This is a genomic window from Arthrobacter sp. MDT1-48-3 (assembly GCF_054511015.1).
This window is the reverse complement of record NZ_JBTNDL010000001.1, coordinates 908,613-934,284: the sequence shown is the minus strand read 5'-3', so window position 1 is coordinate 934,284 and position 25,672 is coordinate 908,613. Positions and strand designations below refer to the sequence as shown.

At 70.0% G+C, this 25,672-nt stretch carries 30 protein-coding genes; 22 read left to right on the top strand and 8 right to left on the bottom strand.

Features of this window, described 5'->3' with window-relative positions; translation table 11 throughout:
* Positions 1 to 130 precede the first annotated feature (130 nt).
* From ACX80L_RS04645 to ACX80L_RS04620, 6 genes are all read left to right on the top strand, one after another.
* Positions 131 to 682, top strand: a complete 552-nt coding sequence (locus ACX80L_RS04645) for a dihydrofolate reductase family protein (protein WP_459287979.1) — start codon at positions 131 to 133, stop codon at positions 680 to 682.
* Between the two features lie 11 nt (positions 683 to 693).
* On the top strand, positions 694 to 996 hold the full coding sequence (locus tag ACX80L_RS04640) for a DUF4287 domain-containing protein (RefSeq protein ID WP_133079939.1): 303 nt from the start codon (positions 694 to 696) through the stop codon (positions 994 to 996).
* 30 nt (positions 997 to 1,026) lie between these two features.
* A complete protein-coding gene (locus ACX80L_RS04635) occupies positions 1,027 to 1,908 on the top strand; it encodes a DUF4031 domain-containing protein (RefSeq protein ID WP_133079938.1) in 882 nt (293 codons plus the stop codon).
* A gap of 42 nt (positions 1,909 to 1,950) precedes the next feature.
* Positions 1,951 to 2,298 (top strand): DUF1801 domain-containing protein, encoded by a 348-nt coding sequence (locus ACX80L_RS04630; protein WP_133079937.1) that lies wholly within the window; start codon positions 1,951 to 1,953, stop codon positions 2,296 to 2,298.
* A gap of 136 nt (positions 2,299 to 2,434) precedes the next feature.
* Positions 2,435 to 3,085: a hypothetical protein gene (locus ACX80L_RS04625; protein ID WP_459287976.1), complete on the top strand. Its 651-nt coding sequence runs from the start codon at positions 2,435 to 2,437 to the stop codon at positions 3,083 to 3,085.
* A 254-nt stretch (positions 3,086 to 3,339) separates the two neighbouring features.
* Complete coding sequence (locus tag ACX80L_RS04620) at positions 3,340 to 3,720, top strand: hypothetical protein (protein ID WP_459287974.1); 381 nt, start codon at positions 3,340 to 3,342, stop codon at positions 3,718 to 3,720.
* On the opposite strand, the gene ACX80L_RS04615 is transcribed toward ACX80L_RS04620, so the two are convergent.
* From ACX80L_RS04615 to ACX80L_RS04605, 3 genes are read right to left on the bottom strand one after another with little or no spacing between them, the layout of a single operon-like run.
* The gene (locus ACX80L_RS04615) at positions 3,641 to 4,234 is read right to left on the bottom strand and encodes an LURP-one-related/scramblase family protein (protein WP_459269167.1); all 594 of its coding nucleotides are present in this window, start codon (positions 4,232 to 4,234) and stop codon (positions 3,641 to 3,643) included. The two genes, ACX80L_RS04620 and ACX80L_RS04615, sit on opposite strands and share 80 nt — an antisense overlap.
* 59 nt (positions 4,235 to 4,293) lie before the next feature.
* Positions 4,294 to 5,172, bottom strand: a complete 879-nt coding sequence (locus ACX80L_RS04610; RefSeq protein WP_459287972.1) for a putative protein N(5)-glutamine methyltransferase — start codon at positions 5,170 to 5,172, stop codon at positions 4,294 to 4,296.
* 49 nt (positions 5,173 to 5,221) lie between these two features.
* Positions 5,222 to 5,884: a DUF6766 family protein gene (locus ACX80L_RS04605; protein ID WP_459287970.1), complete on the bottom strand. Its 663-nt coding sequence runs from the start codon at positions 5,882 to 5,884 to the stop codon at positions 5,222 to 5,224.
* 177 nt (positions 5,885 to 6,061) lie between these two features.
* On the opposite strand from ACX80L_RS04605, the gene ACX80L_RS04600 reads away from it, so the two are divergent.
* The 3 genes from ACX80L_RS04600 (at position 6,062) to ACX80L_RS04590 (ending at position 8,720) form a co-directional block, all read left to right on the top strand.
* On the top strand, positions 6,062 to 6,853 hold the full coding sequence (locus ACX80L_RS04600; RefSeq protein WP_459287968.1) for a metallophosphoesterase family protein: 792 nt from the start codon (positions 6,062 to 6,064) through the stop codon (positions 6,851 to 6,853).
* Between the two features lie 301 nt (positions 6,854 to 7,154).
* Positions 7,155 to 7,892, top strand: a complete 738-nt coding sequence (locus tag ACX80L_RS04595) for a GAF and ANTAR domain-containing protein (RefSeq protein ID WP_459269170.1) — start codon at positions 7,155 to 7,157, stop codon at positions 7,890 to 7,892.
* A gap of 27 nt (positions 7,893 to 7,919) precedes the next feature.
* Positions 7,920 to 8,720, top strand: a complete 801-nt coding sequence (locus ACX80L_RS04590) for a GAF domain-containing protein (protein ID WP_459287966.1) — start codon at positions 7,920 to 7,922, stop codon at positions 8,718 to 8,720.
* Positions 8,721 to 8,724: 4 nt separating this feature from the next.
* Here ACX80L_RS04590 and ACX80L_RS04585 read toward each other — a convergent pair whose 3' ends face one another.
* Both ACX80L_RS04585 and ACX80L_RS04580 read right to left on the bottom strand, forming a co-directional pair.
* A complete protein-coding gene (locus ACX80L_RS04585; protein ID WP_459287964.1) occupies positions 8,725 to 9,828 on the bottom strand; it encodes a S1C family serine protease in 1,104 nt (367 codons plus the stop codon).
* Positions 9,829 to 10,002: 174 nt separating this feature from the next.
* On the bottom strand, positions 10,003 to 10,359 hold the full coding sequence (locus tag ACX80L_RS04580; protein ID WP_459269173.1) for a hypothetical protein: 357 nt from the start codon (positions 10,357 to 10,359) through the stop codon (positions 10,003 to 10,005).
* A gap of 72 nt (positions 10,360 to 10,431) precedes the next feature.
* Between ACX80L_RS04580 and ACX80L_RS04575 the strand changes: the two genes are divergently transcribed.
* The gene (locus ACX80L_RS04575; protein ID WP_459287962.1) at positions 10,432 to 11,793 is read left to right on the top strand and encodes an MATE family efflux transporter; all 1,362 of its coding nucleotides are present in this window, start codon (positions 10,432 to 10,434) and stop codon (positions 11,791 to 11,793) included.
* 38 nt (positions 11,794 to 11,831) lie between these two features.
* Here the strand turns inward: ACX80L_RS04575 and ACX80L_RS04570 are convergent, their stop codons facing one another.
* Positions 11,832 to 12,551 carry a FadR/GntR family transcriptional regulator gene (locus ACX80L_RS04570; protein WP_459287960.1) on the bottom strand — a complete coding sequence of 240 codons (720 nt, stop codon included), beginning with the start codon at positions 12,549 to 12,551 and terminating at the stop codon, positions 11,832 to 11,834.
* Between the two features lie 99 nt (positions 12,552 to 12,650).
* Between ACX80L_RS04570 and ACX80L_RS04565 the strand changes: the two genes are divergently transcribed.
* The 12 genes from ACX80L_RS04565 to ACX80L_RS04510 all read left to right on the top strand — a co-directional run bounded on the left by ACX80L_RS04565 (position 12,651) and on the right by ACX80L_RS04510 (position 22,746).
* On the top strand, positions 12,651 to 14,033 hold the full coding sequence (locus ACX80L_RS04565) for a GntP family permease (RefSeq protein WP_459287958.1): 1,383 nt from the start codon (positions 12,651 to 12,653) through the stop codon (positions 14,031 to 14,033).
* On the top strand, positions 14,033 to 14,803 hold the full coding sequence (locus ACX80L_RS04560; protein WP_459287956.1) for an SDR family oxidoreductase: 771 nt from the start codon (positions 14,033 to 14,035) through the stop codon (positions 14,801 to 14,803). The genes ACX80L_RS04565 and ACX80L_RS04560 overlap by 1 nt, the downstream gene beginning before the upstream one ends.
* 55 nt (positions 14,804 to 14,858) lie before the next feature.
* Positions 14,859 to 15,878, top strand: a complete 1,020-nt coding sequence (locus tag ACX80L_RS04555) for an L-idonate 5-dehydrogenase (protein WP_459287954.1) — start codon at positions 14,859 to 14,861, stop codon at positions 15,876 to 15,878.
* Entirely contained in the window at positions 15,875 to 17,458 is a 1,584-nt protein-coding gene (locus ACX80L_RS04550; protein ID WP_459287952.1) for a gluconokinase, read from the top strand. The genes ACX80L_RS04555 and ACX80L_RS04550 overlap by 4 nt, the downstream gene beginning before the upstream one ends.
* Positions 17,459 to 17,503: 45 nt before the next feature.
* A complete protein-coding gene (locus tag ACX80L_RS04545; protein ID WP_459287950.1) occupies positions 17,504 to 18,226 on the top strand; it encodes a DNA alkylation repair protein in 723 nt (240 codons plus the stop codon).
* Between the two features lie 77 nt (positions 18,227 to 18,303).
* On the top strand, positions 18,304 to 19,233 hold the full coding sequence (locus ACX80L_RS04540) for an alpha/beta hydrolase (protein ID WP_459287948.1): 930 nt from the start codon (positions 18,304 to 18,306) through the stop codon (positions 19,231 to 19,233).
* A gap of 84 nt (positions 19,234 to 19,317) precedes the next feature.
* Positions 19,318 to 19,929, top strand: a complete 612-nt coding sequence (locus ACX80L_RS04535; protein WP_459287946.1) for a hypothetical protein — start codon at positions 19,318 to 19,320, stop codon at positions 19,927 to 19,929.
* 46 nt (positions 19,930 to 19,975) lie between these two features.
* On the top strand, positions 19,976 to 20,353 hold the full coding sequence (locus ACX80L_RS04530) for a hypothetical protein (RefSeq protein WP_459287944.1): 378 nt from the start codon (positions 19,976 to 19,978) through the stop codon (positions 20,351 to 20,353).
* A 120-nt stretch (positions 20,354 to 20,473) separates the two neighbouring features.
* Positions 20,474 to 20,818 (top strand): metalloregulator ArsR/SmtB family transcription factor, encoded by a 345-nt coding sequence (locus ACX80L_RS04525; RefSeq protein WP_133079919.1) that lies wholly within the window; start codon positions 20,474 to 20,476, stop codon positions 20,816 to 20,818.
* Positions 20,818 to 21,558, top strand: coding sequence for a cation transporter (locus ACX80L_RS04520; protein WP_459287942.1), 741 nt, complete (start codon positions 20,818 to 20,820; stop codon positions 21,556 to 21,558). The genes ACX80L_RS04525 and ACX80L_RS04520 overlap by 1 nt, the downstream gene beginning before the upstream one ends.
* 88 nt (positions 21,559 to 21,646) lie before the next feature.
* Positions 21,647 to 22,114 carry a DsbA family protein gene (locus ACX80L_RS04515; protein WP_459287940.1) on the top strand — a complete coding sequence of 156 codons (468 nt, stop codon included), beginning with the start codon at positions 21,647 to 21,649 and terminating at the stop codon, positions 22,112 to 22,114.
* Positions 22,111 to 22,746, top strand: coding sequence for a vitamin K epoxide reductase family protein (locus tag ACX80L_RS04510; RefSeq protein WP_459287938.1), 636 nt, complete (start codon positions 22,111 to 22,113; stop codon positions 22,744 to 22,746). The genes ACX80L_RS04515 and ACX80L_RS04510 overlap by 4 nt, the downstream gene beginning before the upstream one ends.
* A 147-nt stretch (positions 22,747 to 22,893) precedes the next feature.
* Here ACX80L_RS04510 and mmsB read toward each other — a convergent pair whose 3' ends face one another.
* Together mmsB and mmsA are read right to left on the bottom strand one after the other, a co-directional pair.
* Positions 22,894 to 24,102: a multiple monosaccharide ABC transporter permease gene (gene mmsB / locus ACX80L_RS04505; protein ID WP_133079916.1), complete on the bottom strand. Its 1,209-nt coding sequence runs from the start codon at positions 24,100 to 24,102 to the stop codon at positions 22,894 to 22,896.
* Positions 24,099 to 25,646 carry a multiple monosaccharide ABC transporter ATP-binding protein gene (gene mmsA / locus ACX80L_RS04500; RefSeq protein ID WP_133079915.1) on the bottom strand — a complete coding sequence of 516 codons (1,548 nt, stop codon included), beginning with the start codon at positions 25,644 to 25,646 and terminating at the stop codon, positions 24,099 to 24,101. Before mmsA ends, mmsB begins: the two co-directional genes overlap by 4 nt.
* Positions 25,647 to 25,672: the final 26 nt, after the last annotated feature.

Below are 25,672 nucleotides of genomic sequence, written 5' to 3'. Positions count from 1 at the left end.
CTGAGCCTAGCGATGGCTGTCCCTGCGCGGGAGGAGGGCTGCGCAGAAAATTCGGCCGGTATCGATGATTCTCCGGCCTCCGTGGCGTCTACTGGGACACGTTGCCATCACCGACGAACGGAAGCACCTCATGCGCAGACTCACAGCAGGACTCTTCTCCTCCGTGGACGGAGTGGTCGAATCACCCCATCTGTGGCAGTTCGACAGCTTCGACGCGGAACTCGGCGCCGGCATGGGCGAGATGATCGCCAGGGTGGACACCGTGCTGCTCGGCCGCCACGGCTACGAGGAGTGGGCGCAGTTCTGGCCCGCAGCGGAAGCCGCCGATCCCTTCGGTGGCTTCATCAACCCGGTCCGGAAGTTCGTCGCATCCCGGACCCTCAGTGGTGACCTGGGCTGGACCAACGCGTCCCTCATGGACGCACCCCTCGAGGAGTTCGTCCGCTCGCTCAAGCAGACGGACGGCGGGGACATCGCCGTGTGCGCCAGCATCTCCCTCGTCCGCCAGCTCCTGTTCGCCGGGTTGCTCGACTCGCTCATGCTCATGATCCATCCCGTGGTGGCGGGCACGGGCCGCCACCTCTTCGAAGCATCCGACCCGGTGACCCGCCTGGAACTGCAGGAGACGACCACCACCAGCAAAGGCAATGTCCTGGCCTCGTACGGGCTCCGCGGCGAATAGGAGGGAAAGACATGTCATTTCAGGCATACCTGGATGCGATCGAAGTGAAGACGGGGCTGACACCGCGCCAGCTGCTCGAGCGGGCGACCGCGCGCGGCCTCGCCACGCCGGGGACGAAGGCCGGGGAGATCGTCGCCTGGCTGAAGGAGGACTACGACCTCGGGCGGGGCCACGCCATGGCCCTGGTGCACGTCATCAGGAACGGCGCGACGATCAGTGGAAAGCATGTGGGCGCCGACGGTGCCCACCGGGACGAGTCGGCGGAGCTGTGGCTCGACGGCAGGGCGACCAGGCCGGCGGGTGAGGCGCCCTGACGCTGCGGCGATCCACCTAGACTTCTGGTCATGGCCGTCCTCATCGATCCGCCGTCCTGGCCCGCCCACGGGACCGTCTTCTCCCACCTGGTCTCGACGTCGTCGCTCGATGAACTGCATGCGTTCGCGGAGGCGGCGGGCATCCCGCGCCGGGCCTTCGACGAGGACCACTACGACGTTCCCGCGCGGCGCCATCGGGACCTCGTCCTCCGGGGAGCGCGGGAGGTCAGCGGGACGGAACTGGTGCGTGCGCTCATCGCGAGCGGGCTGCGGATCCCCGCCCGGCAACGGGCGCCCCGGCTCCGAGCCGCCCTGGCGTCCCGCTGGGAGTCGCTCCTGCCGGCGCAACCAGCCCTGGGTCGGGAACTGCTCGACCGATGGAGTGAGCCGCACCGGAAGTACCACACCCCCACCCATCTGATCGCCGTCCTCGAGGCGCTGGACGTCCTGATGGAACCGGCCGACGCGCTCCTGCGCCGGTCCGTGCTGCTCGCCGCCTGGTTCCACGACGCCGTGTACGAGGGATCGGCGGGGACGGACGAACAGGCGTCCGCACACCTCGCCGTCGAACGCCTCCGGGAACCGCTGGGCACGTCGGCGGCGCAGGAGGTCGGGCGCCTGGTCCTGGTCACCGTGGCACACGATCCGGCCCCCGACGACCGTTCCGGCCACCTGCTCTGCGATGCGGATCTCTCGGTGCTCGCGAGCCCTCCCGAGGCCTACGCCCGCTACACCGACGCCGTCCGGCAGGAGTACGCGCATATTCCCGATGATGCATTCACAACGGGGAGGCGGGCCGTGCTGCTGCGGCTGCTGGCCCTCGACCCGCTGTACCGCACGGCTGCAGCGCAGGGCCACTGGGCGGAGCGCGCGCAGCGGAACCTGATGCAGGAACTCGAGTCCCTGGTGTAGCCACGGGATGCCTCCTCCGGAGCACGGGTCTAGGATCGCCGCATGGACCCGATCGGCGCGGCACTGGCAGAACTGCAGGAACCGGACCGGACCTGCCTGCAGCGCATCATCGACATCGCCCGGTCCGCCCGTCCCGAGGCCGAGGCGGGTCGGAGCTACGGCCTCCCGGCCCTCCTGCTCCAGGGGAAACCGCTGGTCGGCGTCGGCGCTGCCGCGAACCACCTTTCGCTCCATCCTTTCTCTCCCGCGGTGGTCGAGGCCGTAGCGCCGTCGCTCGGTGGGTTCTCACTGTCGAAGGGGACCATCCGGTTCTCCGCGGCGCAGCCGGTGCCCGACGATGTCGTGCGGGAGATCGTGCGCCTGCGGAGCATCGAGATCACAGGGCCGTAGGGCGGGGCGCAGGACCCGTAACCGGTCGGGCCGCAGCGGGGCGTCGAAGCCGTCGTGGCCTCGCGCTCCGGTCACGGTTCGGCGCGAATTCCGGCGGTTCCATGGCCTTCCGGAAGGCAGCGGCCGAAGATGAGGCATGACGTGGTCGACAAGGCTGGGCGTCGTGGCCCTCGCAGCGGTGTTCCTCTCGGCGTGTGCGACACCGGGTGCTCCGCCGGGGCAGCCATCGGCTGCCGATCCCGGCGCGACCGGACCAGCGGACGCACCGCTGACGGCTGCACCCGCCGCGCCCGGGGCGGTCATCGGCCAGGGCACGGTCCTCCAGGTCGCGGACGCACCACCGCAGTTCTGCCTCGGCGGCGTGATGGAGTCCTACCCGCCCCAGTGCAGCGGACCCCCGATCGAGAACTGGGACTGGTCCCTGGCGCCGCAGTCCGAGTCGGCGTCGGGCGTGACCTGGGGCGCGTATGCGGTGACGGGCACCTGGAACGGCGCGGTGTTCACGCGGACCGGAGAGCCGATCCCCCTGTCCCTCTATGACGCCCTGCCCGTCGAGGACCCGCGTCTCGCCGAGGGTCGGCAGGGCCCTGCGAGCCCGGACGAGCTCGAGCGGATCCAGCAGGAGATCCTCGGGACCGGTGGGTTGCCCGTACTGGGTGGTGACCTGCACGACGGTTACCTCACGGTGACGGTGGTGTACGACGACGGCTCCGTCCAGACGCGGATGGACGCCGAGTACGGGGCGGATGTCGTCGTCGTGCTGTCCGCACTGCGGCCGCCTCGCTGACCGGACCGCCCAGCATCGGGGCGCGGGGTGGTCCAGTGCAGAAAAAGTCCTGCACGAAGCGCCGCCCGGGTGCCAGAATGGACAGAGCAAGGATGCCCGGCAGGCGCCGGAGCTTCCATGGGCGGTCAGGAAGCCGGCTGCCGGAGGAACCCTGCCGCGCTGCCCGTCGGGTGGTGGACACCGAGCGGCTTCCCGCCCCCGTCCGGGCCGCCCGAAGGAACCCCCCTATGCAAGGCTTGTGTACCGCCACCGCGATGAGGCACGCGGACCTGTCCCTGGCGATCGTCTGGGACCACTTCCTGAACATGGGAGGTTCGATCGGCCGGTTCGAGGTCGATGCCTACCTCCACGGTCTGATGGTCCTGCCGGCCGACGATCGCGACTGCGTCTCCCAGGCCGTCAACGAACTGATCGACGACCTGGCGATGTTCGGTTCCGACTCCTGCTGCCGCGCTCCCTACAGCGGCTCCGGCCCAGCGGGCGTCCACACCTTCCGGACCTGCTCGGCGACGGCACGCGGGCGGGCGGTCGCCGCCGCCGAGGGCACCAACCGGCCTACCGGTCCTGCAGGGCGTCGAGCGCAACAGCCATCGCCGCAGCAACCCGCCCGTCAAGCCGTGCGCCGGGAACGGTGACCAGGTACCTGTCGCGGAGGGACTGGCCGCGCTCCGAGCTCAGCAGGAGCGTGCCTGCCGGATCCAGGAAGTCGAAGTGGAACCTGAACGGTGACGGCAGGGAGTCGAGGACCGGCAGCATCTCCCAGAGCCGCCGGCCGAGGGCCACCCCGACGCTGCGCTCGCTGCCCGTCGCCTGGATGCCGGAGGCCTCGAGGTGCCAGGTGGAGCGCAGCAGGGATGCGCCGAAGTCCTTGCGGAAGCTGCCGATGGGCCGCCCGTCCGCGTCCAGGACGTCATAGGTCGCGCCGATGTCCAGCCGCTGCCGGGCCCGGAAGGAGAACAGGGGAAGCCGCCGCGACTCGTCCTGGTAGAAGGTGACCTGCTCCCTGAAGGCGGCGCGCTTCTGCTGGGCGAAGGCCAGCAGGTCGCCGGGACGGCCGTCCGCACCGGCCGTCCGTATCTCGTAGCGGTTCACCAGAAAGGTCACCTTCTGTGTGACCGTGAAGCGCTCCACGCCGTATGCCAGATCCATGCCGCCCCTGTCCTCGTCGGTCCGGGTCCCGCACGGGTGGCGGGACGGGTCCTCCGAAACTAACCAGTGGTGCGCCGGTGCACGTCGTCCCCAGGGTGGACACGCCCGTCGGCGCCAGGGGTGCGGTGCGGGTCCAGCGGCCGGCGTCCGACGACGACGGTGGCGCCGGTCTCCTCGAGGGTGCAGGACCACGCCTGGTAACCCCCGTCCGCGAGCAGGCGCACGCAGTGCTGCTCCTGGTCCTCCCCGACCTCGAACAGCAGGTGCCCACCCGGTGCCAGCCACTGCCGGGCCTCCCGGACGACCCTCCGCTGGACCGCCATGCCGTCGCGTCCGCCGTCGAGGCTGGCCAGGGGTTCGTGCACCCTCGCCTCGGCCGGCAGGGTCTGCACCCGCGCGGACGGCACGTAGGGGGAATTGCAGAGCAGGGTGTCGACGGAGCCCTTCAGGGTCAGGGGAAGCGGATCGAACAGGTTGCCCACGTAGAGCGCCGCGTCCCAGCGGGCGAGATTGCGGCGAGCCAGGTCGACGGCGGCACACGAGATGTCGGCTGCGTGCAGGCGCACGTCCCCGACGGCGTCGGCGAGCGCGGCCCCGAGCGCCCCGCACCCGCAGCAGAGGTCGAGGACCGTAGCGCCGGCCGCCGTCAGCTCGACGGCGCACGCCACGAGGAACGCGGACCGCTGGCGCGGCACGAACACGCCCGGGCCCACCTCCAGCCTCAGCCCCCGGAAGTCCACCCAGCCCAGGATGTGCTCGAGCGGGAAGCCGGCCAGGCGCTTGTCCAGCATGGCTGCCAGGACCTCGTCCGTTGCACCGCTCCCGGCGAGCAGGCGGGCCTCGTCCTCCGCGAACACGCATCCTGCCGAGCGCAGCCGCACCGTCAGTTCCGCCTCGGTGGGGCGGGTTCCGACGGGGGTCGGGGCGGAGTGCTGCATGGAACGGCCCTTCGGCGGAGGCGGCCTGGCACCACGAGGATAACGGGGATCAGGTGTCGGTGTCGCTGTGTGCCATCGCCACGGGCTTGGACTCCACGCTGCCCCGCTCGCGCAGGTAGACCGAGGCGCCCACCATCACGGCGATGACCATGAATTCGCTCTGCCAGTTCTGGAACGACTCGAACCAGAACCTCGAGGTTGCCAGATAGCCGAGCACCGACACCCCGGGCTGCCCGTGGCTTGCCTGCTCGTCGTTGTACGCCTCGCTGCCGCCGACCGCGTGCAGGAGGAAGGATGCCGCGAAGAGTGCGAAGAACAGGATGGACAGCGAGTGTTCATAGAGCGTGAGGGCCAGTCCTCCGCGCCGGACGGGCCACGGGGCGTCCTTGTCGCCTGCCGCATCCTGCGGGTCGTCGTCCTGCGGTTCGTGCTTGTCCGGCAGCTTCGATTCCGAGGAACCCCGCTGGAAGAGGTAGGCCGTGAGCACCACGTACATGCCCATCTGGAGGAACTCCGACTCCCAGTTCTCGAAGGTCGCCTCGAGGAAATCACCCGTCGCGAGGAACCCGGCCGGTGTCACGGTCGGTTCGCCGTGCGTGAGTTGTTCCTCGTTGTAGTGGAGCACCCCACTGAGCACCATCCCGACGAACGAGGACAGGAACAGTGCGAGGTTCGCGAGCAGGAGCCCGTGATCCCTCATCCAATGCTTCATCGTGGCACCCGTCCTTCCGATCGATCCCGCGCAGTCCGCGTCACTTCAACGCTAGGAAAGGCGGCGACGGGGCGGCAAGCGGAACCCGGGCGGCATCCGCGGTTGCATCGGCGCCGTTCCCGTGGGCTCCGGCTGGTGTCTTCCCGGGGAGGGCGGCGCCAGGGATAGTCTGACGGCATGCAACGCGTCGCGGTGATCTCGGACCTGCACGGGAACGTCACCGCCTTCACGGCCGTTCTGGAGAACCTCCGGCGGCGCGGCATCACCACCGTCTACAACCTGGGTGATGTGGCAGGGAAGGGGCCGCGCGGTTCCGAGTGCGTGCGCCTGAGCCGGCTGCACTGCGCCGTGACGGTGCGTGGGAACTGGGACGACTTCCTGCCGAGCGGGACGCCCGAGTGGCGGGACGAGGCAGGGTGGTGGTGGCACCACGAGCTGACGGCGGAGGACCGCCGGTGGCTGCAGGCCCTTCCGCTCGTCCACGACATCACCTTGAGCGGCCGCCGCATCCGGATGTTCCACGCCTCTGCACGGAGCGTCTACCACCGGGTCCACGCACGGCACAGCGACGAGGACTTCGAGGGCATGTTCGCGGCGACCGGACTGACCGGGAGTGGACCCCTGCCGGACGTGGTCTGCTACGGCGACATCCATGACGCGTTCGTGTCGACCAACCGGAGCCGCACGCTGGTGAACGTCGGCAGCGTGGGGAATCCACTCGACCAGCCGCAGGCGTCGTACGTGATCCTCGAGGGCGAGTCCGACGGCGGTCGCGACGATCCGTTCGGCATCCAGTTCGTGCGGGTCGCCTACGACGTCGAGGCGGAGATCGCCGTCGCCGCCGAGCTCGGGATGCCGGCCCTCCAGGCCTACGCCATCGAGCTGCGGACGGCCGTCTACCGGGGGCAGCACGCGCGGCTCGGGATGCTGGACGGGGGTCAAGCGTCCGGTCGGGGGCCGGCTGCTTGACCCCTGACCGACGCCCCATGTCCGTGCAAGCACATCGATGTATTCAACGTCAGTCCGCGGACACGTCCGGGCCATTTGCTGCGTATGTCCAGTGTGCGGCGTACTCCTCAAGGTGCGGGGTGAGCTCCCTCAAGATCGCCTCAGGTTGACAGTCGGGCCGGTGGCCGGAGGAGAGGCCGTGCTCCAGCATCCCCGCCATTGGGTATGATTTCTCTGGCCGTTTAGCAGCAGGCGGCCCACCACCTTCCTCTTGCCCAGCATCGCGCGTCGACCGGGGCGGGGTTGATGCAAAGGTTTGCCGTTGGCCGATCACGAGAAAGAGAAGAGTCCGGTGTTCCCGGGCCTGCTGCAGGACATGGTCCTCGACAGCGACGACGTGGAGGAGTTCCTGACCAAGCTGGTCAAGGTCGCAGGCCACACGCTGTCCGCCGAGGACGACGAGGTCCTGTGCGGCGTGACCCTTCTCCGTGCCCGCACCAAGACGACGGTCGCGAGCAACAGTCCGGACGCGCAGAAGATGGACGAGGTCCAGTACGAGTACAACGACGGACCGTGCCTGCGGGCCGCCCGCCTCGGCGTCGTCCACTACGTCTCCGACTTCGACACCGAGGAGCGCTTCCCCGAGTACAGCCGGGCGATCAGCGACCACGGCATCAAGTCCGCCCTTGGGGTGCCCATCCGGCTGGAGGGTGATGCAACGGCCGCGCTCAATTTCTACTCGCCGCTCACCGACGCGTTCACGGAGAGGGCGATCGAGGCCGCCGAGAGGTTCGCCGCGGAGGTGTCCGCGTCCCTCAGGCTCGCGGTGCGTATCGCGAGCCTGACCGAGTCCAGCGCCGACATGCGAGCGGCCATGGAGAGCAGGACGACCATCGACCTCGCCGTCGGCGTCATCATGGGGCAGAACAGGTGCTCCCAGGATGCTGCCATGTCGATCCTCAAGGCGGCATCCAGTGCGAGGAACATCAAGCTGCGGGACGTGGCGGCCTCCGTCCTGCAGTCGCTCGGACAGGGGCCCGCCAGGACACACTTCGAGTAGGGCGCACTCCAAGGGGAACGGGGAGCAATGGACGAGCGGAACCGGCGCGGGCGGATCGCCGACGCGTTCCAGCGGGCAGGCATGTCGGTCGCCGAGGCGTGGATCCAGTACTTCGCGCTGGGTGGCTCCCTCTCGGAGCTGGAGATCGACGCCTATCTCCGCGGGTCGGCGGATCTCCCGCCCCTCGAGTCCGACCTCCTCGCCGAGGCTGCGCGGGAGGCGTCCGGGCAGGGCGCCGCACAGGAGATCGGGCCGTCCGCCGGGACGGAGCTGCCGGGTGGCCAGGAGCTGGAGCTCATCCGCCAGCTGGGAGCGGCAGGATCGGTCCTCCTCGACGCCGGGACGGCGGAGCGGGAGCGGCTCCGGTCCCTGGCCGGAGTGCACCTCCTCGACACCCCGCCCGAAGAGCGGTTCGACCGCATCACCCGTCGGGCCGCCGAGCGGTTCGGCTGCGAGGTGGCGACGCTGGCACTGATCGCGGACCACCGGCAGTTCATCAAGTCCGCGGTGGGGAAGGCGAACCAGGACCTCGAGCGGACACAGGCCTTCTGCGACGCCACGATCCGGTCCGCCGGGCCCCTCGTCCTGCCCGATACCGTGCAGGACGAGCGTTTCCGCTCGCACCCCTTCGTCGCCGGTGAACCGCACATCCGGTTCTACGCCGGGTATCCCCTCCGCGGGCCGGGAGGATGGCTGATCGGGACACTCTGCGTCATGTCCACCTCGCCACGCCACTTCCCGCGACAGGACCTCGAGGACCTCGAGGTCCTCGCCCAGGAGATGCAGCACGAGGTGTATCCGGGCTGGAGGGCGTGGAGCCTCCTCTGAGGTGTCAGCCCTCCGCCGCGGGCCGATCCGTGAGCTGCACGTCAACGCTCCGCGTCTCCGAACCCCGCCGGGTCTCCACGGCTACCGTCTCCCCGGGATCCCGCCGGCGCAGCGCCGAGAGGAGATCCTCGGGCGCCGACAGCTCCTCGTCCCCGATCCGGGTGAGGATGTCACCCGGCCGGATGCCCGCGTCGTCGGCCGGTCCGCCCTCGGACACGGACAGGACCACCACCCCCGTGGTGTCCTGCAGGTCCAGCTGCTCGGCGATCTGGGGCGTGATCGCGCCCGGCGCCAGGCCCATGAAGGCGTGTTCCGCCGTTCCGTCCTCCCGGAGCTCCTCGGCCACCTCCGTGGCGGTCGGGGCGGGGATCGCGAAGCCGAGGGCGACGGCGCCCTGTGCGGGCGGGATGTAGGCCTCGCTGATGCCGATGATCTCGCCGCGGCCGTTCACGACGGCGCCACCGGAGTTGCCCGGGCTGATGGCGGCGTCGGTCTGGATGAGGTCGACGAGCGACTGGCTGGTCGATGCGGACCCCGGGATCTCCCGGTGCAGGCCGGAGATGATGCCCGATGTCGCGGTGTTCTCGAACCCGAGGGGGGACCCGATGACGACGGCGAGTTCACCGATGCGCGGCAGCCCGGACTGGAAGGTCGCTGCCGGCAGATCCGCGCGGTCGGCCCGCACGAGTGCGAGGTCGGACACCGCGTCGGTCGCCTCCACGGTCCCCGACACCCGCTGTCCGTCGGCGAAGGCGACCTCGACGTCGTCGTTGCCGCGGACCACGTGTTCGTTGGTGAGGATCAGGCCGTCCTCGGTGTAGATCACGCCGCTGCCCAGGCCGCCCTCGGTGAAGATGGTGACCACCGACGGCTGTACCGCGTCGACGATGTCCGGGATGCTCAGGTCCTCCTGCTGCCCGCCCGACTCCCCGGACGAGCTGTCCGACGAACCGTCCGACGAGCTGTCGGTCGCACCCCCGCCCTGCACCTGGGCGGGCGCGCTCGATGCGGGGTCGGGAGTGCCGGTATCGGTGCAGGCCGTCACGGCGAGCAGGAGGGCGAGGGTCAACGGGACCGCCGACGTGCGGATCCTGGTCTTCGGCATCATGGTGGCGTCCTCCTCGGATGGCCGGCTGTCCGGACAGCAGTGCGGCCGGGACGCGCGGTGTGCGCGTTCCGGATGATTAGACCGTACGAAGGCCGGCGGGCGGCGGACAAGGAGGAAAAAAGGACCGCCGGGGCTGGACAGGGCGACCGGAGGAGCGTCCCGCGCAGCGGGCGGTCAGGACCGTCCTTCGTCGTCGCGGTCGTGCCGGCGCAGGGGATGGTCGCGCCATGCGTCCCGGTCCGAGGGCTCCGGCCCGTAGCCGGGGCGCAGCAGCGGCTCGTCCGGGTCGTCCTCCGGATGGGACTTCCGTGGAGCTCCCCTGCGGTGCGTGAGCCAGTAGCCCCGGCCGATGCATGCGGCTGCGGCGAGGATGATGAGCAGGCCGATGGCCAGGAGCAGGGGAGCCTCGGCCGGCACCGGCGTGCCCGTCGACTCCGCCCGGGCGAAGTCCGAGACGGCCTGCGGCACGAAGAGGGTGCTGATGAACAGCAGGACCAGTCCTGCCAGGTACTGCCTGGTGCCGAGTTTCATGACTCCCCTGTGGCTGGGCGGTTCGTGCCGTTCCAGCTTAGGCCCTGCGGCCCCTCGGCCTACGCTGGGACGGTGCACGAGACCCTCCCCAGCAACCGTCAGCTCAGCCGCAGTATCCTGCGGCTCGCCGTGCCGGCGCTCGGTGCCCTCATCGCCGAGCCGCTCTTCCTGCTCGCCGACTCCGCGATCGTCGGGCATCTCGGCGTCGACGAGCTCGCCGGTGTGGGCCTCGCATCCACGGTGCTGCAGACCGCCGTCGGACTCATGGTCTTCCTCGCGTACTCGACCACTCCCGCCGTCGCCCGTCTCCTCGGTGCGGGCCGTCTGCCCGAGGCGCTCGCTGCAGGGCGCGACGGCGTGGGTCTCGCCGTCGCGCTCGGGGTCCTGCTTTCCGTCGCGGGCTGGGCCACCGCGCCCCGGCTCGCCTCCCTGCTGGGTGCCGAGGGCGCCGTCCACGCCTTCGCGGTCGACTACCTCCGCTGGTCGATGCCGGGGCTGACGGCCATGCTCGTGGTGCTCGCCGCCACCGGGGTGCTGCGCGGGCTGCAGGACACGCGCACGCCGCTGGTCGTCGCGGGCGCGGGCTTCGGCGTCAACATCGTCCTCAACTACCTGCTCGTGTACGGCGCGGGGATGTCGGTCGCCGGCTCCGCGCTGGGGACCAGCCTCGCCCAGTGGGGGATGGCGGCCGTGTACCTCGTGATGATCGTGCGTGCCTCCCGTCGGGAGCAGGTCCCCCTGAAGCCGTCCCTCCGCGGCATCCGCAGCACGGCGAGCGTCGGCTCGTGGCTCATGCTGCGTACGCTGTCCCTGCGCGTGGCGATCCTCGCCACCGTCCTCGTCGCGACTGCGCAGGGTCCCCTCAGCCTCGCCTCGCACCAGCTCGTCATGACGGTCTTCACCTTCCTCGCCTTCGCGCTCGACGCCCTCGCCATCGCCGCGCAGGCACTGATCGGCAAGGAGCTGGGGTCGGGGAACCGGCCGCTGGCCCGTGCACTGACGCGGCGGATGATCACGTGGGGGGTGGGCTTCGGCGTTGTCACGGGTGGCCTGCTCGCGGCCGTGGCTCCCTTCGTTGGGTGGATCTTCACCACCGACCCGGCCGTCCAGTCCGCCTTCGCGGCAGGCTTGTGGGTGCTCGCCGCGTCCCAGCCGGTCTGCGGCTTCGTGTTCGTGCTCGACGGCGTCCTCATCGGCGCGGGCGACGCCCGGTACCTTGCCACGGCCGGCGTCGTGAACCTCGTCGCCTACCTGCCGCTGCTGGCCCTCGTCGGCAGGGCGGAGCTGTCCGGCGGCGAGGGGATCGTGTGGCTGTGGCTCGCCTTCGGCATCGGTTACATGCTCGCGCGCGCGGCGACGCTGGGCTGGCGCGTCCGGGACGACCGCTGGATGGTCACCGGGGCGACGCGCCGCGGGGCGGAACGGGCCGGGTAGACGCTACGGCCCGCCTCGGGCAGGACGGGACTCCCGGCTCAGAGGTCGCCCAGTTCGTGCCACACCTCCAGGACGACGGCCCTCGCGTACTCCTCCGCCAGGTCCTCGTTCCGGTCGGCGATGGCGCGGGCGACGCCTTCGTGGTTGTCGAACGAGACGGGCGCCGGATCGGCCGGCGAGAGGCCGAGGTCTGTGCGGCCAGCGAGCACCTCCGTCACGATCCCGTGCAGGGACGCCATCATGTCGTTGCCGCTCGCCGCCAGCAGCAGTGCATGGAAGGCGATGTCGGCGTCGAGGTAGGGCTGCTCGTGCCCCCGGCCCGTCTCGCCGAGCACCCGCAGGCGGGTGGCGAGCTCGATCAGTTCGGCGGCGGTCTCGGGCGTCGCCCTGCTCGCGGCCAGGCGGGCGGCTGTCGGTTCGAGGGCGAGCCGCATCTCCGTCAGTCGGTGCAACTGGGTGACGCGTTCCGGTCCCAGGAGCCGCCAGCGGATCAGCTGGGGGTCCAGGACGTTCCAGGCGGCGACCGGGAGGACGGTCACGCCGACCCGCCGACGGGATTCGACCATGCCCATCGACTCGAGGATCCGCACGACCTCGCGGACGACGGTTCTGGACACTCCGGCCTCATCCTCCAGCCGTGCGAGCGTGATGACGCTCCCCGCCGGCCGGACGCCCTGGGCGATCTCGCTGCCCAGGCGCTCGAGGACGGCGTTGTGCAGCACGGGAGCAGGTGCGGCTGAGTGACTACTGCGCGTCAAAGATGTGATCTTTCTTGCTTCGAGCGTGATGTGCGTGCCAGACTACGGTTCCAAGCGCAAAGTCGCCCCGTCGTGGGCCGAACATCAATGGAGAGTTCTGTGGAAGATTGGACCCAAACGCTGGGCGCGGGACCCCTGCTGGGCATCGCGGCGGGCGCAGTCGCCCTGATCCTCATCCTGGTCATTCGATTCAAGGTACACGCGTTCCTGACGCTGGTCCTCGTGTCCCTCCTGACCGCCTTCGCCACGGGGATCCCCACGAGCGAGATCGTCACCACCCTGGTGACCAGCTTCGGTACCACCCTCGGTTCGGTCGCCCTGCTGATCGGCCTCGGGGCGATGCTCGGCAAGATGATCGAGCACAGCGGCGGCGCTCGGGTGCTCGCCGACAAGCTGGTCGACGTCTTCGGTGAACGGCGTGCACCGTTCGCCCTCGGCCTGGCTTCCCTGATCATGGGCTTCCCGATCTTCTTCGACGCGGGCCTGATCGTCATGCTGCCGATCATCTTCGCCGTCGCCCGACGCCTGGGCGGCACCAACGTGCTGCTGTACGGCATCCCGGCTGCCACCGCCTTCTCCGTGATGCACGTCTTCGTGCCACCGCACCCCGGCCCTGTCGCAGCGACCGAGCTCTACGGCTCGAACCTCGGCCTCGTGCTCCTCATCGGCCTGCTGATCGCCTTCCCGGTCTGGTACGTCACGGGCTACCTGTGGGGCAAGTTCGTGGCCACCAAGTACATCCTCCCGGTCCCGGCACTGTTCGGCACGCTCGACGCCGACCAGCCGACCAACCCGCCCAAGTTCTCCACCGTCGTCGCGATGCTGCTGCTGCCGCTGCTGCTCATCTTCATGAACACCGGCCTGGACTTCCTCGACGCCGCGGGCGTCGTCGACGCCGAGGAACAGACCTGGGTACAGGTGCTGAGCGCCATCGGCTCGTCCCCGGTCGCGCTGCTCATCTCCGTCCTCGTGGCCACAGCGGTACTCGGCCACCGGCGCGGCGAGAACGGCACCGCCCTGGAGAAGGTGCTCGACTCCGCGCTGGGCCCGGTCTGCTCGGTCATCCTCATCACCGGCGCCGGCGGCATGTTCGGCGGAGTGCTGCGTGCCTCCGGTATCGGTGACGCGCTCTCGGACTCCCTCGCCTCGATCGGGCTGCCGATCATCCTCGCCGCGTACCTCATCGCCGTGATCCTCCGCGTGGCCCAGGGCTCCGCGACCGTGGCACTGGTCACCACCGCCGGGCTCATGGCCCCCGCGGTTCTGGCCGGCGGCTTCAGCCCCCTCGAGATCGCCGCCATCACCCTGGCCAGCGCCGCCGGATCCGTGTTCGCCAGCCACGTCAACGACTCCGGCTTCTGGCTCGTCGGCCGGCTCATGGGCATGGACGTGAAGACCACGCTGAAGACCTGGACCGTTCAGCAGTCGCTCGAATCCGTGGCCGGATTCGGACTGACCCTCCTCGTCTTCTGGATCGGCTGATGACCCCGCACGCGTTCGACATCACCGGTCGGCTCGCACTGGTCACCGGCTCCTCGAGGGGCCTGGGGTACGCCCTCGCGACCGGCCTCGCCCAGGCCGGCGCCCGTGTAATTGTGCACGGACGCGACGCAGGGGCCGTGGCGGATGCGGCGTCGAGCATCGGTGAGGCGACCGGGACGGTGCCCGCCACCACGACCTTCGACGTCACGGACGCGGACGGGGCGGCCCGGGGTATCGCGGCGCTCGTCGCCGAGCACGGGGTGCCGGACATCCTCGTCAACAACGCGGGCATCCAGCGGCGCGCGCCGTTCAACGACTTCGACCCGGCCGACTGGGACGACATCGTCACGACGAACCTGTCGAGCGTCTTCTACGTCTCCCGGCAGGTCACCCGCGGCATGGCGGAGCGGGGCTCGGGCAAGGTGATCAACATCGGTTCGGTCCAGTCCATGCTCGCCCGGCAGACCATCGCGCCGTACTCGGCGACCAAGGGCGGGGTGGCCATGCTCACCAAGGGCATGGCTGCCGATTTGGCCAGGTTCAACATCCAGGTCAACGCCATCTCTCCCGGCTACTTCGCCACCGAGATGAACCGTGCGCTGGTCGAGGACGAGGCGTTCAACACCTGGGTGATCAACCGCACCCCCGCCCAGCGGTGGGGGAGGTTCGAGGAGCTCGTCGGGACGCTCGTCTACCTGGCCTCCGACGCATCGACCTTCGTGTCCGGTCAGAACATCTTCGTCGACGGCGGGATGACGTCCGTCGTCTGACAGCCTGCACGGCGGCTGCGGCCGCCCGGCGTCGAATCGAAAGGGAAGGCACCACATGAGAGCCCTCGTCATCAACGGCAAGCTCGACCTCGTCGAGGCCGAGCTGCCGACACCCGAGCCCGGTCCGGGCCAGGTCCGGCTCCGGATGGCCTTCGGAGGTGTCTGTGGATCCGACCTCCACTACTACAACGAAGGCGCCAACGGGGAGTACGTCGTGCGCGAACCGCTCGTCCCCGGTCATGAGGTGTCGGGCACCGTGGACTCCGACCCATCCGGTGAGCTTGCTCCCGGGACGCCGGTGACGGTCCATCCCGCGACGTTCGGGCGTCCGGAACACGGCATCGAGGACCGCAGGCACCTGTGGCCCGGGGGTGCCTACCTCGGCAGCGCCTCCACCTGGCCGCACACCCAGGGCGGGATGAGCGAGTTCCTGCTCGTCGACAAGCACATGGTGCGTCCGCTCCCGTCCGGGCTGCCGCTGCGTCGGGCCGCCCTCGCCGAGCCGCTCGCCGTCGCCCTCCACGGGATCACGGTCGCCGGAGGGGTTCGGGGCAAGCGGGTCCTCGTGTCCGGTTCCGGGCCCATCGGCCTCCTCGCCATCGCTGCCTGCCTCGCCGAGGGCGCCGCCGAGGTCGTGGCCACCGATGTGCTCCCCGGCCCCCTGGAGCGCGCCCGACGCCTCGGGGCGCACGGCACCGTGCAGGTCGGCACCGAGGAGATCCCGGCCCTGGCATTCGACGTCGTGCTGGAGTGTTCCGGCGTTGCGGCCGCCGTCAGCACGGCCCTGCTGGCCGCCCGCCGGGCGGGCATCGTCGTCCAGGTCGGCATGGTGCCCAACGAACCCCGGGGCATCAATCTCGCCCCGCTGATCTCGAAGGAGCTCCAGCTCCGCGGGGCCTTCCGGTTCGACGACGAGATCGACCGGGCCATCGAACTGCTCGACGACACCCCGGGGATCGAGAACGTCATCACTCACGAGGTCCCGGCCGACCGCGCGCTCGAGGCCTTCGCCGTCGCCCGGGACTCCGAGACCTCCGGCAAGGTCGTCATCTCGCTGTGGCACGGCGAGCGATGACCCCGGGAGCAGCTCCGGCCGGGCCGGTCGTGATCGGCGTGGACCTCGGCACCACCAATACGAAGGCGGTCGCCTTCCGGACGGACGGCACGCTCGAGGCGTCCCATGCGGCGGGCTATCCGCTCGACGAGCCCCACCCGGGGCAGGCGGTCCAGGATCCGCAGCTCATCCTCGCCGCGGTGCTCGAGTCGGTGCGTGAGGTCGTGCGCCAGGTGGGCGCCCAGCGCGTCGCAGGGCTCTCGTTCAGTTCGGCGATGCACAGTCTCATCGGACTCTCCCCGACCGGGGAACCGCTCACCGAGGTCGTCACGTGGGCCGACACCCGGTCGCGTGTCCAGGCCGAACGGCTGCGTGCGTCGGTCGGCGGGCTCGCCCTGCACCGGCGCACGGGCACCCCGGTGCACCCGATGTCCCCGCTCCCGAAACTCGTCTGGTTCCGCGAGCAGGAGCCGAAGCTGTGCGAGAGCATCGGGTTCTGGGTCGGCATCAAGGAATTCGTGCTGCTGCGGATCTGCGGCGCGCTGGTGGTGGACCACTCGATCGCCTCCGCGACCGGCCTGATGAACATGAGCACCCTGGCGTGGGACGAGGAGGCGCTCGCGCTCGCAGGCATCCAGCCCGAGCAGCTGCCGGAGATCGTCCCCACCACGACCGTGCTGCCCGCCCTCACGGACGACGCCGCTGCCGCGATGGGTCTGCCCGGCACGACGCCCGTCGTGGTCGGCGCCGCGGACGGTCCCCTCGCCAACCTCGGCGTGGGCTCCGTGCGCCCCGGCGTGGCGGCCTGCTCGATCGGTACCAGCGGAGCGCTGCGCGTCGCGGTCGACCGGCCCGCGGTGGATCCGCTCGGCGGCGTGTTCTGCTATGCGCTGACGTCCACCCGGTGGGTGGTCGGCGGCGCGATCAACAACGGTGGGGTGGTGCTCGGGTGGGCCGGTGACGCGATCGCCCCCGACCTGGCCGAACCGCCCGAGGAGGAACTGCTGGCCCTGGCAGCGCGGGTGGCTCCCGGATCGGGCGGGCTGCTCATGCTCCCGTACCTGCTCAGCGAGCGGGCGCCCCACTGGAGTTCGCTGCCTCGCGGCGCCTACGTCGGTCTCACCAGGGCGCACCGCAGGGAGCACCTCGTGCGGGCCGCGCTCGAGGGCGTCTGCCTCCAGCTGGCGCTGGTGCTCCACTCGATGCGTTCCGCCGGGCTCGACGTCACCCACGTCCGCGCGACCGGGGGTGTCATGCGCAGCCCCCTCTGGCGCCAGCTCCTCGCCGACACGTTCGGGATGCCGATCGAATTCGCGCACGGGCAGGAGGGCTCGGGCTTCGGCGCGGCGCTGCTCGGGATGGAGGCTCTCGGCCTCATCGAGTCGATCGACGTCGTCGCCGACATGGTCGAGATCGAGGAGACGGTGCGCCCCCAGCCGGCCGCCGCCGCGGTCTACGCCTCCCTGCTGCCGGTCTTCGCCGAGCTGTACGACGCCCTCGTCCCGGCCTTCACGTCCCTGCGCCGGCTCGCCCCGTCCCTGCCGATCGAACTCGACTCCGGCGCTCCTCCCGGCCCCGCCCCGTCCGCTCCGCCGCTGTGAGACCGCGACCCCGGGCTCTGGCGCGTCCGCCACGGGAGCGGGAGGATGGAACGACGACGAACGAGTGCAGGGGAGGCCGGAGTGCCGGAGGTGACGGTGGGAGTGCCCACGGTGGCAGACGTGCTGGCGGAGCTGGCGGAGCTCGAGGACCCGCGGATCCGCGCGGTGAACGAGAAGCACGGTGACGACCACGGGGTGAACCTCACCTCGCTGCGCGCGCTCGCAAAGCGGCTGAGGGCGCACCACGATCTCGCCCGGGCGCTCTGGGCCACGTCGGACACCGCAGCGCAACTCGTGGCGCTGCTGATCTGCCGGCCGAAGTCCTTCGGGCACGACGAACTCGACGCCATGCTGCGCCAGGCACGCTCGCCGAAGGTGCACGACTGGTTCGTGAACTACGTGGTGAAGAAGAACCCGCACGCCGAACGGCTCCGCCTCGAGTGGATGGCCGATCCGGATCCCGTCGTGGCCAGTGCGGGCTGGGCTCTCACCAGCGAGCGCGTGGTCAGGAAGCCCGAGGGCCTCGACCTGCCCGGGCTGCTGGACACCATCGAGGCCAGCATGAAGGAAGCGCCGGACCGCCTGCAGTGGGCCATGAACCACACGCTCGCGCAGATCGGGATCGAACACGAGGCGCAGCGGGCCAGAGCCCTCGACATCGGGGAACGGCTCGAGGTCCTGAAGGACTACCCGACGCCGCCCAACTGCACCTCGCCCTTCGCGCCGAGCTGGATCACCGAGATGGTGAGCCGGCAGGAACGGGCCTGACCCGGCCGGTCCCCGCCTCGACGTCCTGCGGCAGACTGGTGAGAGCAACAATGGCCGAGCGAGAGGAGCGCCTTCCCGTGACCGTATTCCATCCGGACCTCGCCGTCGGACGGTGGATCCCCCCACTGTCCTTCGGACCGCGCCTGGCGCGTCTCGCCAACGTGCCGCGCAGGAGTGCCACCGACATCCCCGAGGACCTCCTGGTCGACGACATCGCCGTGCCCGGTGCCGATGGCGCGCCCGACGTGGGCGTGCGCCTGATCCGTCCGAGGACTCTGGTGGGAAGGGCACCCGCTCTGCTGTGGCTGCACGGCGGAGGCATGATCCTCGGGAGCAGTTCCCAGGACGATGCGACCAACTTCGCCTTCGCACGCACCCTCGGGATCACCGTCGCGTCCGTCGACTACCGGCTGTCGCCGCAGCACACCGCGCCGGCCGCCCTCGAGGACGCGTACGCGGCCTCGACCTGGCTCGCGGCCCACGCGGAGGAGCGGGGTATCGATGCCGATCGGATCGCGATCGGAGGACAGAGTGCCGGTGGAGGGCTCGCAGCAGGTCTCGCGCTCCTCACCCATGACCGAGGCGGGGTGCGGCCCGCCTTCCAGTTGCTGGTGTACCCGATGATCGATGACCGGACCGTGGTGCGCACCGACGCGGATACCCGCCACGTGCGGGTATGGACCCCGGGGAGCAACCGCTTCGGCTGGACGTCGTACCTCGGCCGAGCCCCGGGCGGCCCCGGCGTGTCACCCTATGCGGCACCGGCCCGCCGGGAGGACCTCACCGGGCTGCCGCCGGCGTGGATCGGCGTGGGGTCACTCGACCTCTTCTTCGACGAGGACACGACGTACGCGGCGAGGTTGGAGGAGGCGGGCGTGCCCTGCGAACTCGTCGTCGTGGACGGCGCGTTCCATGGTTTCGACACGCTGTTCGCGCGGAAGGGAGTCTCCCGGAGGTTCTGGCGGGCCCAGGCCGATGCCCTGCGAAACGCGCTGTTCACCGGGTAGGGACGGGGCGGCGGGTGCGTTCCGAGGACTAAACTGGACTCGCCGGAGATCGCCGGTCCCGCACCCCGTCCAGAGAGGTCTTCGATGGCTGCTGCACCGCCCGACCCCGGCGCCGGGTCCGACGCGTCCGAACTGTCGGTCTGGAAGCCGTTCCTGGCCCGTGCCGGGGTGGGCGCCGTCTTCGGTCTCGTGACCGTCTTCTGGCGCGAACCCTCCACCCTGGTGATGTCCGTCGCCGGCGGGCTCTACCTCCTGCTCACGGGCGCGGCCTACCTCTGGACGCACCGCCTGCCATACAGGGCTTCCCGCACGCGGCTGCTGCCCGACATCGGTGGCGGACTGCTCCTCGGTGCGGGTATAGCGAGCCTCGTGTTCCTCGATGACCGCAGCTTCGCCTTCGCCGGCGCGGTCGCCCTCGTCGTCGCCGGCGGGGTCGAAGTGCTGCGCGGACTCACGGCCCGCGGTTCCGTGATGGCACGGGACCTCGTGATCGTCGGGACGGTGGCGGTCGTCACGGGCGCCCTGCTCCCGCTCGTCGAGCACCTCGGAGCCCATGCACTGCTCGGTGTGGCCGGTGGCGGGGCGCTGCTCACCGCCGTCGTGCTCGGGATCGCCGCCCTGAGCTACCGGCACGATTCAGCGCTGAGCGCACCGGCCACTTCCGGCGCCCGGGGCGAGCCGGACCCCGTAAACTAGAGTCTCTACAGCTCGTAGAAATATTGCATCACCGGAAGGAGTGCCCGTGGCCAAGCGCCAGCCTGGGAAGCCCTCGCAGGGTCGATTCCGCCACGGCATCAAGGCACCGCTCGTGTTCTCGGCCGTCCTGGCCCTCGTGGCCGGGGTGGCGACGTCGATCTTCGCCACGGGAGGCGGCAGCAACGTGCTGCGCGTCGACCTCGGCCTCACGGCGGCAGGGATCGCGTTCATCGTCTCCCTCGTCATCTGCGCCATGCTCATGATGGCGGAGACCCCGAACTCCGAACACCTCAGCAAGGGCTCCGGTGTCAACCGCTCGTCGGCGAAGCCGGACCGGAAGGTGGCGCCCGCCCCGCCCGCCGCGGATCCCGGGCCCGACGACGAACCCCGCTACGGCCAGCGCCTGCCACGGCAGGACACCTGACCGACCAGCCTCCGTCGGGTCCCCGCCCGGATGCCGGCCGGCCGCCTCCCGCTGGGGCGGGACTTTGCCGGGGTTCCCACCCCGCACCAATCAGTACATGAGGTTATGTACTATTGGCGGATGGCTACGCTCACCCATCACTCGGTGCTCGCCAGGTTCGGCTACGCCCTCTCGGATCCGGTCCGCGCCCGCGTCCTGCTGGCCCTCCGGGATGCCCCGTCCTATCCGGGTGACCTGGCCGAGCTGGCGGGCGTGAGCAAGCAGCGGTTGTCGAATCACCTGACGTGCCTGCGCGGATGCGGGCTGGTCGTCGCCGTCCCCGAGGGGCGGCGGGTCCGGTACGAGCTGGCGGACCCGGAACTGGGGGACGCACTGACCGCCCTCCTGAGCGTCGTCGCGGTCAGCAGCCCCGAGTGCTGCTGCACCGCTGACGAGAATCACGTCGACGGAAGGGCCTGCTGCTGATGAGCACTCACACGTCGATCGGGTCGGGCCAATCACTGCGACCTGCGTCGACCGCGGAGCGTCGCGTGATCCTGTCCCGGCGCATCCGCCTCTTCGTCGCCGCGACGATCACCTACAACGTCTTCGAAGCGGTCATCGCGATCAGCGCCGGCACGATCGCGTCCTCGAGCGCCCTGATCGGCTTCGGGCTGGACTCGATCGTCGAGGTCCTCTCCGCGGCCGCGGTGGCCTGGCAGTTCGCGGGCCGCGACCCGGAGGCCCGCGAGAAGACCGCGCTGCGCCTGATCGCGTTCTCCTTCTTCGGCCTCGCCGCTTTCGTCAGCATCGACGCCGTCCGCAGTCTGCTCGGCGGGGCTGCGGCAGATCACTCCCTCGTCGGGATCGTCCTCGCTGCAGCCAGTCTCGCCGTGATGCCGTTCCTGTCGTGGGCCCAGCGCCGCGCCGGACGCGAACTGGGCTCCCGCTCGGCCGTCGCGGACTCCAGGCAGACCCTGCTCTGCACCTACCTGTCCGGCGTCCTGCTGGTCGGGCTGCTCCTCAACAGCACCCTCGGCTGGTCCTGGGCCGACCCGGTCGCCGCCCTGGTCATCGCCGCCGTCGCCGTCAAGGAGGGCCGCGAAGCCTGGAAGGGCGATTCCTGCTGCGCCCCGAGCCTCGGAAACCTCGGAGACGGCGGGAGCGTTGATACCGGGAGGGACACCTCCGACAACGGCCAGGACGCCTGCTGCCCGCACGAGTAGGAAGACGAGCAGGCCTTCAATCCACCGGTCCCGGCATCGTGTCGGGACCGGGCACGAGAACGCATCCAGCCGACGAGGAGACACCACCGTGCCGACCCCCTTCCCCAGGACGAAGCCCCGGACGACGACGGGCCTGAGCCTGCAGGACCGCATCACGATCGGGCTCATCGCCGCGGCGGCCGCTGTCGAAGCCGCGGCGCAGCAGGGCAGGTTCAGGGACAGGCACGCGCGCCTGGGTGAGACGCAGGCGCAGTGGGGCCACGCCGATAAGGATCGGTCGCCGGTCTTCCGCGGCTACGCCGAGGAGTTCGGTCTCGACCTGGCCGCCTCCGACGCCGCCTCCGACGCCGCCTCCGACGCCGCCTCCGACGCCACCGTCGAGGATCGCGCGACGATGGAGCGCATCCAGAAGGACAAGGCCGACGGCGTGGCGCCCGACGTCCAGGGAACCCCGGCGTTCTTCCTCGACGGCGAGAAGATCCAGCCCTCGAGCGAGGAAGAGTTCCGCCGGCTCATCGAAACCGCCATCAGCCAGGAGGAGCCGTCAGCGCAATGAACAACCTCTCCCGCGAGCGGTCCCCGAGCACGGCGGCGGGACCCGACACCGACACGCCACCCTTCGCCCGCCCCCGAGCCTTCGGCCTGCTCCTCCTGGCCACCGGCATCACCGGCTGGATCGCGGCCGCCATCCTGATCCTCGAGAAGCTTCAGCTCCTGCAGGACCCGGACCACGTCACGAGCTGCGACATCAATCCCTGGGTGTCCTGCGGACAGGTCATGGAGACCTGGCAGTCGGAGCTCTTCGGCTTCCCCAACCCCTTCATCGGTCTCGTGGGTTTCACCGTCATCATCACCACCGGCATGGGCCTGCTGGCCGGTGCCCGGTTCGATCGCTGGTACTGGGTGGGCGTGCAGGCAGGTGTCACGCTCGGTGTGGTGTTCGCGGCCTGGCTGTGGAGCCAGGCCCTGTTCGAGATCTACGTCCTCTGCCTCTACTGCATGATCGTCTGGGCGGCGATGATCCCCCTGTTCATCCTCACCACCGTCCGGAACATGGTTCACGGCGTCATCCCCGCACCCGTCGCCGTCACCCGATGGCTGGCGGCATGGGTGGGTCCCGTCATCGCCGTCACCTACATCGCCGTCGCGGCCTCCGTGTTCTTCCGCTTCCTCCACGTCTTCATCTGAACCGCCCCCGCAGGCGGACGGCGGGGAGGGTGCGCTCGGTAGGGCGGCCCGGTCAGGGCCCTGTGGACCCGTCCCGCCGGTGCGTGGAGTGATGGCGGACGGGTGGCGGCCCCGAAGGATCCGCCACCCGTCCGCGAGTACGCTGCATCAGCGGCCGGTGCGACGCTTGCTGTAGACGTCGAAGGCGACGGCGAGCAGGAGGACGAGTCCCTTGATGACCTGCTGCCAGGCCGCGTCGACGGAGAGGATGGACAGCCCCTGGTTCAGGACGCCCATGACCAGGCCGCCGATCACCGCGCCCACCACGGTCCCGACGCCGCCCTGCACAGCCGCACCGCCGATGAAGACGGCGGCGATGGCGTCCAGTTCGAAACTGCCTCCCGCCGATGCCACGGCGCTGCCGGCACGCGCGGTGCTGACGACGCCGGCGAGGCCTGCCAGGAAGCCCATGTTCACGAAGATGAAGAAGTTGACCCACTTCGTCTTCACACCGGACATCATGGCCGCGTAGAGATTCCCGCCCATCGCATAGACGTGCCGGCCGAACACGGTCCGTGAGAGCAGGAACGAGTACAGCAGGACGAGGGTCGCGAGGATGATCAGGATGATCGGTGTACCGCGGTTGTACGCGAGCAGGTAGCACAGGTACATGATGGCGACGACGGCGATGGCGATCTTCAGGACGAAGGACAGGGTGCGCTCGCGGGGGAGGTTGAGGCGCCGGAGGTCGGCGCGCCCCTTGAGCTGCTGCGCCACGAGGGCCAGGGAGGCCAGCGCACCGATGCCGAGCGTGATCAGGTCCGGTGTGCCGGTGGCAGGGAGCGTGCCCGAGCCGATCGAGTTGAAGGCCCGCGGCAACCCGCTGATCGTTCCGCCGGTCAGCAGCACGAGGGCCACGCCGCGGAAGACCAGCATGCCCGCGAGGGTCACGATGAAGGCCGGTATGCCCACGAAGGCGACCCAGAAGCCCTGCCAGGCCCCGATCAGGGCGCCCACGAGGAGCGACAGCGCGACGGCGGCACCCCACGGGAGTCCCCAGCTGTTCATGGAGAGCGCAGCCACGGCGCCGACCGTCGCGACGATCGAGCCGACGGACAGGTCGATGTGCCCCGCGATGATGACGATCACCATCCCGATCGCGAGGATGAGCACGTAGGCGTTCTGCTGGATCAGGTTGCTCACGTTGCCCGGGTACAGGAGGCGCCCGCCGGTGAGGACCTGGAACAGCAGGATGATGACGGCGAGGGCGGCGAGGATGCCGTACTGCCGCATGTCGACCCGGCGTCGCCTCTTCTTGGCGGGATCGGGGCGAGGCGGGACGGGAGCCGTGGCCTGCTCGGGCGTGGTGGTGGTCATGAGGCCTGTGCTCCTTGGTTCCTGGCGGCGGTCATGTGGCGCATGAGTTCCTCCTGGCTGGCGTGGGCGCGATCCAGCTCGCCGGTGAGCTTGCCTTCCGCGATGGTGTAGATGCGGTCCGAGAGCCCGATCAGCTCGGGCAGCTCGCTGGAGATGACGATCACCGCTTTGCCCTGGGCCGCCATCTCGTTGATGATCCCGTAGATCTCGTACTTGGCGCCCACGTCGATGCCCCGCGTCGGTTCATCGAGGATCAGCACGTCGGGGCCCGAGTAGATCCACTTGCTGAGGACCACTTTCTGCTGGTTCCCGCCCGAGAGGTTACCGACCACCGAGGTGACGCTCGGCGTCTTGATGTTCATCTGCCGGCGGTACTCGTCGGCGACGGCGTACTCCCGGTGGCGGTCGATGATCCCCAGCCGGGCGAGCTTCCCGAGGGCCGCTGCCGAGACGTTGACGGTGATGCTGCCGATCAGGTTCAGGCCGTAGCGCTTGCGGTCCTCGGTGACGTACGCGATCCCGTTGCGGATCGCCTCCCCGACGGTCCGCGTCTGGATCTCCACGCCGTCCTTGTAGACGCGGCCGGAGATGCCGGTTCCGTAGGAGCGACCGAAGATGCTCATGGCCAGTTCCGTGCGGCCCGCCCCCATGAGTCCCGCGAATCCGACGATCTCGCCGGCACGCACGGAGAACGACGCCCTGTCCACCACGGTCCGCTCCACATCGATGGGGTGGTGGACGGTCCAGTCCTCGACCCGGAACTTCTCCTCCCCGATGGAGGGCTCGCGCGGGGGGAACTGGTGGTCCAGCGGGCGCCCGACCATGGCTCGGATGATGCGGGTCTCGATGTCGTCGCTGTCCGTGACGGCGAAGGATTCGATGGTCTGCCCGTCGCGGATGACCGTGACGGTGTCGGCGATCGCGCGGATCTCCTTGAGCTTGTGGGAGATGATGATCGACGTGATGCCCTGCGTCCGCAGCTGCTCGATCAGGCTCAGCAGATGGGCCGAGTCGTCGTCGTTGAGGGCGGCCGTGGGCTCGTCGAGGATGAGGATCTTCACCTCTTTCGACAGGGCCTTGGCGATCTCGACGAGCTGCTGCTTGCCCACCCCCAGTTCGAGGACCTTGGTGGCGGGGTTCTCCTGCAGGCCCACCCGGGCGAGGAGTTCCGTGGCCTGCAGGTTCGTCCTGTTCCAGTCGATCACCCCGCCCCGCTGCACCTCGTTGCCCAGGAAGATGTTCTCGGCGATGGACAGGTACGGACTGAGGGCGAGTTCCTGGTGGATGATGACCACGCCGTCGCGCTCGCTGTCGTTGATCGAGCCGTAGGCGACCGGCTTCCCGTCGAGCGTGATCGTGCCGTCGAAGCTGCCGTGCGGGTAGACACCGCTGAGCACCTTCATCAGGGTGGATTTCCCGGCGCCGTTCTCGCCGCAGATGGCATGCACCTCGCCGCGCTCCACGCTCACCGAGACGCCGTCGAGGGCCCGGATGCCGTTGAACTCCTTGACGATGCCGTCCATCTCGAGGATGACGTTGCTCATGCTGTTCTCGCTTCGCTCTAGGGCAG

Excerpts from the sequence above, each read along its gene's own strand:
- ACX80L_RS04585 (WP_459287964.1), bottom strand. The coding sequence starts at position 9,828 with ATGATGCCGAAGACCAGGATCCGCACGTCGGCGGTCCCGTTGACCCTC.
- ACX80L_RS04535 (WP_459287946.1), top strand. The coding sequence starts at position 19,318 with ATGGCTGCTGCACCGCCCGACCCCGGCGCCGGGTCCGACGCGTCCGAA.
- ACX80L_RS04605 (WP_459287970.1), bottom strand. The coding sequence starts at position 5,884 with ATGAAGCATTGGATGAGGGATCACGGGCTCCTGCTCGCGAACCTCGCA.
- ACX80L_RS04555 (WP_459287954.1), top strand. The coding sequence starts at position 14,859 with ATGAGAGCCCTCGTCATCAACGGCAAGCTCGACCTCGTCGAGGCCGAG.
- ACX80L_RS04630 (WP_133079937.1), top strand. The coding sequence starts at position 1,951 with ATGGACCCGATCGGCGCGGCACTGGCAGAACTGCAGGAACCGGACCGG.
- ACX80L_RS04520 (WP_459287942.1), top strand. The coding sequence starts at position 20,818 with ATGAGCACTCACACGTCGATCGGGTCGGGCCAATCACTGCGACCTGCG.
- ACX80L_RS04550 (WP_459287952.1), top strand. The coding sequence starts at position 15,875 with ATGACCCCGGGAGCAGCTCCGGCCGGGCCGGTCGTGATCGGCGTGGAC.
- mmsB (WP_133079916.1), bottom strand. The coding sequence starts at position 24,102 with ATGACCACCACCACGCCCGAGCAGGCCACGGCTCCCGTCCCGCCTCGC.
- ACX80L_RS04615 (WP_459269167.1), bottom strand. The coding sequence starts at position 4,234 with ATGGATCTGGCATACGGCGTGGAGCGCTTCACGGTCACACAGAAGGTG.
- ACX80L_RS04510 (WP_459287938.1), top strand. The coding sequence starts at position 22,111 with ATGAACAACCTCTCCCGCGAGCGGTCCCCGAGCACGGCGGCGGGACCC.
- ACX80L_RS04600 (WP_459287968.1), top strand. The coding sequence starts at position 6,062 with ATGCAACGCGTCGCGGTGATCTCGGACCTGCACGGGAACGTCACCGCC.
- ACX80L_RS04640 (WP_133079939.1), top strand. The coding sequence starts at position 694 with ATGTCATTTCAGGCATACCTGGATGCGATCGAAGTGAAGACGGGGCTG.
- ACX80L_RS04580 (WP_459269173.1), bottom strand. The coding sequence starts at position 10,359 with ATGAAACTCGGCACCAGGCAGTACCTGGCAGGACTGGTCCTGCTGTTC.
- ACX80L_RS04635 (WP_133079938.1), top strand. The coding sequence starts at position 1,027 with ATGGCCGTCCTCATCGATCCGCCGTCCTGGCCCGCCCACGGGACCGTC.
- ACX80L_RS04545 (WP_459287950.1), top strand. The coding sequence starts at position 17,504 with ATGGAACGACGACGAACGAGTGCAGGGGAGGCCGGAGTGCCGGAGGTG.
- ACX80L_RS04590 (WP_459287966.1), top strand. The coding sequence starts at position 7,920 with ATGGACGAGCGGAACCGGCGCGGGCGGATCGCCGACGCGTTCCAGCGG.
- ACX80L_RS04620 (WP_459287974.1), top strand. The coding sequence starts at position 3,340 with ATGAGGCACGCGGACCTGTCCCTGGCGATCGTCTGGGACCACTTCCTG.
- ACX80L_RS04625 (WP_459287976.1), top strand. The coding sequence starts at position 2,435 with ATGACGTGGTCGACAAGGCTGGGCGTCGTGGCCCTCGCAGCGGTGTTC.
- ACX80L_RS04560 (WP_459287956.1), top strand. The coding sequence starts at position 14,033 with ATGACCCCGCACGCGTTCGACATCACCGGTCGGCTCGCACTGGTCACC.
- ACX80L_RS04610 (WP_459287972.1), bottom strand. The coding sequence starts at position 5,172 with ATGCAGCACTCCGCCCCGACCCCCGTCGGAACCCGCCCCACCGAGGCG.
- mmsA (WP_133079915.1), bottom strand. The coding sequence starts at position 25,646 with ATGAGCAACGTCATCCTCGAGATGGACGGCATCGTCAAGGAGTTCAAC.
- ACX80L_RS04525 (WP_133079919.1), top strand. The coding sequence starts at position 20,474 with ATGGCTACGCTCACCCATCACTCGGTGCTCGCCAGGTTCGGCTACGCC.
- ACX80L_RS04645 (WP_459287979.1), top strand. The coding sequence starts at position 131 with ATGCGCAGACTCACAGCAGGACTCTTCTCCTCCGTGGACGGAGTGGTC.